The organism is Pseudonocardia pini, assembly GCF_013870575.1.
Classification (GTDB): domain Bacteria; phylum Actinomycetota; class Actinomycetes; order Mycobacteriales; family Pseudonocardiaceae; genus Pseudonocardia; species Pseudonocardia pini.
Map to the genome: position 1 here is coordinate 1 of NZ_JACBXB010000266.1, position 6,785 is coordinate 6,785.

The 6,785-nt window shown below is 72.2% G+C and carries 6 protein-coding genes and 1 tRNA gene; 1 reads left to right on the forward strand and 6 read right to left on the reverse strand.

Annotation, left to right across the window (positions count from 1 at the left end; all coding sequences use genetic code 11):
- The 5 genes from H5J29_RS16280 to H5J29_RS16300 all read right to left on the reverse strand — a co-directional run.
- On the reverse strand, positions 1–1,444 hold a 1,444-nt coding region (locus H5J29_RS16280; RefSeq protein ID WP_181781811.1), incomplete at its 3' end, for a penicillin-binding transpeptidase domain-containing protein.
- Positions 1,441–2,901: an FtsW/RodA/SpoVE family cell cycle protein gene (locus H5J29_RS16285; RefSeq protein WP_181781812.1), complete on the reverse strand. Its 1,461-nt coding sequence runs from the start codon at positions 2,899–2,901 to the stop codon at positions 1,441–1,443. The genes H5J29_RS16280 and H5J29_RS16285, both read right to left, overlap by 4 nt.
- Positions 2,901–4,238: a PP2C family protein-serine/threonine phosphatase gene (locus H5J29_RS16290; protein ID WP_181781813.1), complete on the reverse strand. Its 1,338-nt coding sequence runs from the start codon at positions 4,236–4,238 to the stop codon at positions 2,901–2,903. The genes H5J29_RS16285 and H5J29_RS16290 overlap by 1 nt, the downstream gene beginning before the upstream one ends.
- Entirely contained in the window at positions 4,235–4,693 is a 459-nt protein-coding gene (locus tag H5J29_RS16295; protein WP_181781814.1) for an FHA domain-containing protein FhaB/FipA, read from the reverse strand. The genes H5J29_RS16290 and H5J29_RS16295 overlap by 4 nt, the downstream gene beginning before the upstream one ends.
- A 103-nt stretch (positions 4,694–4,796) precedes the next feature.
- On the reverse strand, positions 4,797–6,110 hold the full coding sequence (locus tag H5J29_RS16300) for an FHA domain-containing protein (protein ID WP_181781815.1): 1,314 nt from the start codon (positions 6,108–6,110) through the stop codon (positions 4,797–4,799).
- 187 nt (positions 6,111–6,297) lie between these two features.
- Between H5J29_RS16300 and H5J29_RS16305 the strand changes: the two genes are divergently transcribed.
- A tRNA-Leu gene (locus tag H5J29_RS16305) sits at positions 6,298–6,380 on the forward strand.
- Positions 6,381–6,451: 71 nt separating this feature from the next.
- On the opposite strand, the gene H5J29_RS16310 is transcribed toward H5J29_RS16305, so the two are convergent.
- A partial coding sequence (locus H5J29_RS16310) for a nucleoside/nucleotide kinase family protein (protein ID WP_512700120.1) occupies positions 6,452–6,785 on the reverse strand: 334 nt, incomplete at its 5' end.

A 6,785-nucleotide genomic window follows, 5' to 3' on the forward strand; every position in this document is an offset into this window, starting at 1 on the left:
CCCGGTCGCGCGGCAGTACGCGCGCACCGCCCGATCGGCCGGTGGCCTCCAGCGCCCGGTCACCGCCGTTCTCGACGAGCACCGCGACCGCGACCTGCGGGTCGTTGGCCGGGGCGAACGCCACGTACCAGGCGTGCGGCGGCGTGTTCTTGGGGTCGGTGCCGTGCTCGGCGGTACCGGTCTTCGACGCGATCGGCACGCCGGTGATCTTGCCGCCACCGGAGGTGCGGGCCTCCGAGCCGAGCATCATGTCCGTGAGCGTGGCCGCTACCCCGGCGGGCATGGACTGCCCGATCCGGTCCGGCTCGGTCGTGTCGATCACGTCGAGGTCCGGCCCCTGCACCTCCTTGACCAGGTGCGGAGCCATCGTCTGCCCGCCGTTGGCGATCGAGGCGACGATCATCGCGTTCTGCATGGGGGTGAGCCGCACGTCCCGCTGGCCGATCGAGGACTGCTGCACCGCCGCCGTGTCCGGCAGGTCGCCCACGCCGGACGAGGTGACCGGCATGGGGATGGCGACGTCCGAGCGGCCGATGCCGAACGCGTCGGCCTGGGCGCGGATCTTGTCCGCCCCGAGCTCGCCGCCGAGCTGCGCGAACGCGGTGTTGCAGGAGCGGGCGAGCGCCTCGCGCAGGGACGCGGTCTGCCCGGTGCCGCACTGGGTCCCGGCGTAGTTCTCCAGCGTGGTGTTCGTGTTGGTCAGCGTGATGTTCGGGGCCGCGGTGAGCTGGCTGTCCGGGGTGTAGCCGTTCTGCAGGGCGGCCGCGGTGTCGACGAGCTTGAACGTCGAGCCCGGGGGGAAGGTCTGGTCGATCGCGCGGTTGGGCAGGCTGGCCGGGTCCGCCGCGTTGAAGTCCTTCCACGCCTGCTGCTGGGTGGCCGAGTTGTGGCTGGCCAGCGGGTTCGGGTCGAACGACGGCGTGGACACCATGGCCAGGATCTCGCCGGTCTTCGGCTGCAGCGCCACGACGGCGCCCTCGAAGCCCTTGTCGGCCATCTCCTCGTACGCCCGCTCCTGCACCGACGGCTTGACGGTCAGCACCACGTTGCCGCCCGCCGGGTCCCGGCCGGTGATCAGGTCGGAGAGCCTGCGCGCGAACAGCCGGTCGTCGCTGCCGTTGAGCACCGGGTCCGCGTAGCGCTCGAGGCCGCTGGAGCTGTAGATCACCGAGTAGTAGCCGGTGATCGGCGAGTAGACCGGCCCGTCCGTGTACTGGCGCTGGTACTTGAGCCGGTCGTCGGTCTCCGCGCTCTGCGCGAGGACCTGCCCGTCCGCGGAGATCTGGCCCCGCTTGCGGGCGTACTCGGCGAGCAGCACGCGCTGGTTGCGCGGGTCGTCCCGGTAGTCGCCCGCCTTGACCACCTGCACGTAGGTGAGGTTGCCGAGGAGGAGCAGGATCAGCGCCATCACCGCGACGGCGATGCGCCGGATGGGCGTGTTCACGGGCCCACCACCGGGCGCTGGACGAGCTCCGTGCCCGCCTCCGCGATCGGGACGGCGGGGGCGGCGGGCCGCCGGGTCAGCGGGGCCCGCGCGGCGTTGGAGATCCGCAGGAGCAACGCGACGAGGGCGTAGTTCGCCAGCAGCGACGAGCCGCCGTAGGACAGGAAGGGCAGCGTCAGCCCCGTCAGCGGGATGAGCTTGGTGACCCCGCCGATGACCACGAAGATCTGCAGCGCCACCGAGAACGCGAGCCCGGTGGCGAGCAGCTTGCCGAAGCTGTCCCGCACCGCGAGCGCGCTGCGCAGGCCGCGGGTGATCAGCACGAGGTAGATCACCAGGATCGCGGCGAGCCCGATCAGGCCGAGCTCCTCGCCGATCGAGGAGAAGATGAAGTCGCTCTCGGCGAAGGGCACCAGGTCGGGGCGGCCCGCGCCCAGCCCGGTGCCGCCGACGCCGCCGGTGCCGAGCCCGAACAGCGCCTGGGCGATCTGGTAGCCGCGGTTGTCGTAGTCGCTGAACGGGTCCAGCCACACCTGCACGCGCACCTGGACGTGCCCGAACAGCTGGTAGGCGATCAGCGCGCCGCCCACGAAGAAGGCGAGGCCGATCAGCATCCAGGAGACCCGCTCGGTGGCCGCGTAGAGCAGCACCAGGACCATGCCGAAGATCAGCAGGGACGATCCGAGGTCCCGTTCGAACACCAGGATGGCGACCGAGAGCCCCCACGCCACCAGCAGCGGAGCGAGGTCCCGGGCGCGGGGCAGCTCCATGCCGAGGAACCGGCGGCCCGCGGTGGAGAACAGGTCGCGCTTCTGCACCAGGAACGCCGCGAAGAAGATGATCAGGAAGATCTTGGCGAACTCGCCGGGCTGGATGCCCGCGCCGCCGATCCGGATCCACAGCTTGGCCCCGTTGACCTCGGAGATCGACGACGGCAGCAGGCCGGGCAGGGCGAGCAGGATCAGCCCTGCGAAGCCGCAGGTGTACCCGTAGCGGGCGAGCGTGCGGTGGTCCTTGACCGACCAGAGCACGCCGATGAACAGGGCGAGGCCCAACGCCGTCCAGAGGATCTGGCGGAACACCAGCGAGTCCGGCGCCTCCTGGCCCAGCAGGATCGCGCGGTCCTGGTCGGCGAGGTCGAGCCGGTGGATCATGACCAGGCCGAGGCCGTTGAGCAGGCCGACCGACGGCAGGATCAGCGGGTCCGCGTACGGCGCGAACCGGCGGACCGCCAGGTGCGCGAGCATGAGGACCACGAGGTACGCGAGCCCGACGTAGAGCAGGGTCGGGGTGAGCTCCTGCTCCTGGTTGGCCTCCACCAGCACGAGCGCGCCGGTCACCAGGACCACGCTGAACACGAGCAGGAGCAGCTCGATGGTGCGGCCCGTGGGGAGTGTGGGGGCGTCCCTGCCGCTTCCGCTCCCGCCGGCTGCCCTGCTGATCTCCGGGGCCGCCATCAGCCCGCCGGCCGGCAGGTGATCCCCGGCTCGGGGGTCACGGTCGGGAGCGGCGTGGAGTCGACGGGGGGAGCGTTCGGATCGACGGGCGCACCGGGCGGGGTCACGGTGAGCGCGGGGTCGGTGGTGGGGCAGAAGGGCAGCATGCGGGCCTCGAGGCGCTGCACCGTGGCATGTGCGCCGTCGAGCCCCTCGCTGGCGGGGATGCCGGTGCGAACGGAGTTGCGGGCGTCCTCCGGCAGGTCGGACAGCACGATGTCCGAGCGCTCGGCCACGGTCTGCAGCGGCACGCCCAGCACGCTCCCGCGCACGCCCTGGTAGATCACGACCTGCTCGGCGTCGGTCCCGACGTAGTACTGCTGCATGACCCAGCTCCGGGCGAGCAGGCCGCCGACGACGAGCAGGAGCAGCAGCCCGGCCACGATGAGCCCGACGCGCACGGCGGTCCGCCGGTGCGGCCCGTCCGGCTCGGCGGGGGAGACCGGCTCGATGCGGCGGGGCAGGGCGCGGGGCAGCGTGGTGGCCGAGGCCCGGCCCGCGGAGGTGTCCGGGCTGACGATGCCGTCGTCGCTCCCGTCGCCCGCGGCGCCGCCGATGATCGGCGCGTCGTCCCCGTAGTCGACGTCGAGGACGTCGGCCACGATGCAGGTGATGTTGTCCGGGCCGCCGCCGCGCAGGGCCAGCTCGATCAGCCGGTCGGCGCACTGCCGGGGGTCCACGTAGTCCCGGAGCGTCTCGGCGAGCGTCTCGTCGGAGACCGGGCCGGACAGCCCGTCGGAGCAGAGCAGGTAGCGATCGCCCGCGCGGGCCTCGCGGATGGTGAGCGACGGCTCCACCTCGGCCCCGGTGATCGCGCGCAGCAGCAGCGAGCGCTGGGGGTGGGTGTGGGCCTCGTCCTCGGTGATCCGGCCCTCGTCGATCAGCGACTGGACGAAGGTGTCGTCCTTCGTGATCTGCGCGAACGCGCCGTCCCGGAGCTGGTAGCAGCGGGAGTCGCCGACGTGCACCAGGCCGAGCCGGGTGCCCGCGAAGAGGATCGCGGTGAGCGTGGTGCCCATGCCCTCGAGGTCGGGCGACTGGGCGACGTGCCGGGTGATGGCGGCGTTGCCCTCGAAGGTGGCCTCGCGCAGCTCGGCGAGCAGGTCGTCCCCCGGCTGGTCCTCGTCCAGCGGGGCGAGCGCGGAGATCACCAGGGACGAGGCGACCTCGCCCGCGGCGTGCCCGCCCATGCCGTCGGCGAGCGCGAGGAGCCGCGGCCCGGCGTAGACCGCGTCCTGGTTGTTCTGCCGGACGAGCCCGCGGTCGCTGCGGGCGGAGTAGCGCAGGACAAGCGTCATGAGCGCAGCTCGATCACCGTCTTGCCGATACGGACAGGGGCCCCGAGCGGAACCCGGGTGGGTGCGGTGACCTTAGCCCGGTCCAGATAGGTCCCGTTCGTCGACCCGAGGTCCTCCACGTACCACTCGTCGCCCTGCTGGCTGATGCGCGCGTGCCGGGTCGAGGCGTAGTCGTCGTCCAGCTTCAGGGTCGAGTCGTCCGCGCGGCCGATCAGGATCGGCCGGGCGTCCAACGTGATCCGGGTGCCCACCAGTGGGCCCTGGGTGACGACCAGCTGTCGCGCCGTGCGGCTGCGCCCGGCCCGTGCGGTGACCCGGCCACCACCGGGCAGGACCGCGCGCAGGCCGGAGGCCGCGTAGAGGTCGGACCGCACGACGCGGAGCGCGACCAGCACGAACAGCCAGAGCAGGGCGAGGAACCCCGCTCTGGTCAGCTGCAGCACCAACTCGGGCACGCGCCGGGCTCTCCGATCTGTTTACGGGCAGGGGGACGACAGGGTCGGTGCAGCGTACCGACCCCGAGGGAGCGACCCCACGCCCGGACTGTGCCTGGACGGCTCAGCCCTGGGTGCGGAAGACCAGGCTCGAGTGGCCGACCCGGACGACGTCGCCGTCCGTGAGCTGCCACTGCTGCACCGGGTTGCCGTTGACCGTGGTGCCGTTGGTGGAGCCCAGGTCGGACAGGGTGGCGCCGCGGCCGTCCCAGGAGATCTCCAGGTGCCGCCGGGACACACCGGTGTCCGGGAGGCGGAAGTTGGAGTCCTGGCCACGCCCGATGACGTGGGTGCCCTCGGTCAGCTGGTAGCTGCGGCCGGAGCCGTCGTCCAGCGTGAGGGAGGCCTGCAGCTGCTGGCCGTAGCCCGGCTGCCCGCCCCAACCCTGCTGCTGGCCGTAGCCCTGCTGGTCGTAGCCGCCGTCGTAGCCCTGGTCGTACTGCTGGCCGTAGCCCTGCTGCTGGCCGTAGCCGGGCTGGTCGTAACCGGGCTGCTGCTCGTAGCCGGGCTGGCCGCCGTAGTTCGGCTGGCCGTAGCCGGGCTGGGCGTACCCCTGCGGCTGGCCGTACTGCTGCTGCCCCGCGTCGTAGCCCTGGTCGTAGCCCTGCTGGCCGCCGTAGTTCGGCTGCTGCTGGCCGTAGCCACCCTGGTAGCCCTGGTCGTACCCGCCCTGCTGGGGCTGCTGGCCGTACTGCTGGCCGTAGCCCTGCTGGTCGTAGCCGCCCTGCTGGGGCTGCTGGCCGTAGCCCGGCTGCCCGTAGCCCTGCTGGTCGTACCCCTGCTGCTGGTCGTAGCCGGGCTGGCCGTAGCCGGGCTGGCCCGGCTGGCCCTGCTGGGCGTTCCAGTTCTGCTGACCCTGCTCGCCCTGCGGCGGCGCGTAGGTCTGCTGGCCGTAGGGGGCGCCACGGTCGTAGCCGTACTGCCCGTTCTCCTCGGGGTGGCCCGGTTGCTGGCTCATGGGTGCATCCTCTGCGTTGCGTTCTGGTACGGCGATCCGACGAGAGGCGTCGGGGTCGACGGCCGAGCGGGTGCGGAACTGTCCCGTGTGCAGCGCTTCGGAGCGCTCCAGGAAGACTACGACCTCGCCGTAGGTGTCCCAGCCCTGGTCGGCGAGTTGTGCGGCGACGTGCGCGGACAGCGAGTCGGTGACTCCCGCGGCGTCGCCCGCCATGCGGTCCAGATCGGCGGGGCTGAGCTGGACGGTGTAGCGGTTGGGTGCGAGCACCCGACCCCCCGCCAGCTGCCGGAGATGGTCCTCGGCCTCCCTGAGCAGCGCTTGCGCGACTTCCTGGGGAACGACGCTGCCTCCGAAGACCCGTGCGAAGGCATCGCCCACCATCCCTTGCAGACGGCGCTCGAAGCGGTCGACACGGCCCACTCGATCGTCCTTTCCTTCCACTCGGCGTGTTACCGGCTGACCCGATCGTATCCGTGGTAGGTCGCGGGCCGGTGACACCCGACCCGGTGGTGCGGTGACCGTCCGCCCGCGAGCGCCGGACGATCACCCGAGGGACCCCCCTGTCCGAGGCTCCGCCGTGGTCGTGCTAGCTTTTCTCCCGTCGCTCGGGCGAGTGGCGGAATGGCAGACGCGCACGGTTCAGGTCCGTGTGTCCGAAAGGACGTGAGGGTTCAACTCCCTCCTCGCCCACAAAGACCCTGGAAGGCCCGCCATCGTGCGGGCCTTCGGTCGTTCAGGGGGTTCCTCCCTGCGCCGAATGGTCAGCCCCGCATCGCGGGACGGTCCGGATGATCGGCCATCACGAGCACGTCGGCCTCGCGGGAGGGGTCCCGCTCGCGCTCGTAGCGGTCGAACACGGGCAGCGTCCAGCGGTCCTCGGCGGGCGTGTGGCGGCCCAGCGCCGCCCGTCCCATGTGGAGGTGCGCCACCAGCTCGCGGGGCAGCCCGCGACCGAGCAGCAGCGCTCCGGAGAGCACGACCACACCCGTGGGTCCGAGGTCCTGGTATTCCTCGCGGTACGCCCGGTCCCGCTCGCTGTCCCACAGCCGCGGCAGCACCCGGCCCGAGCCGCCCGGCCCGGCGGGCTCGAGGACC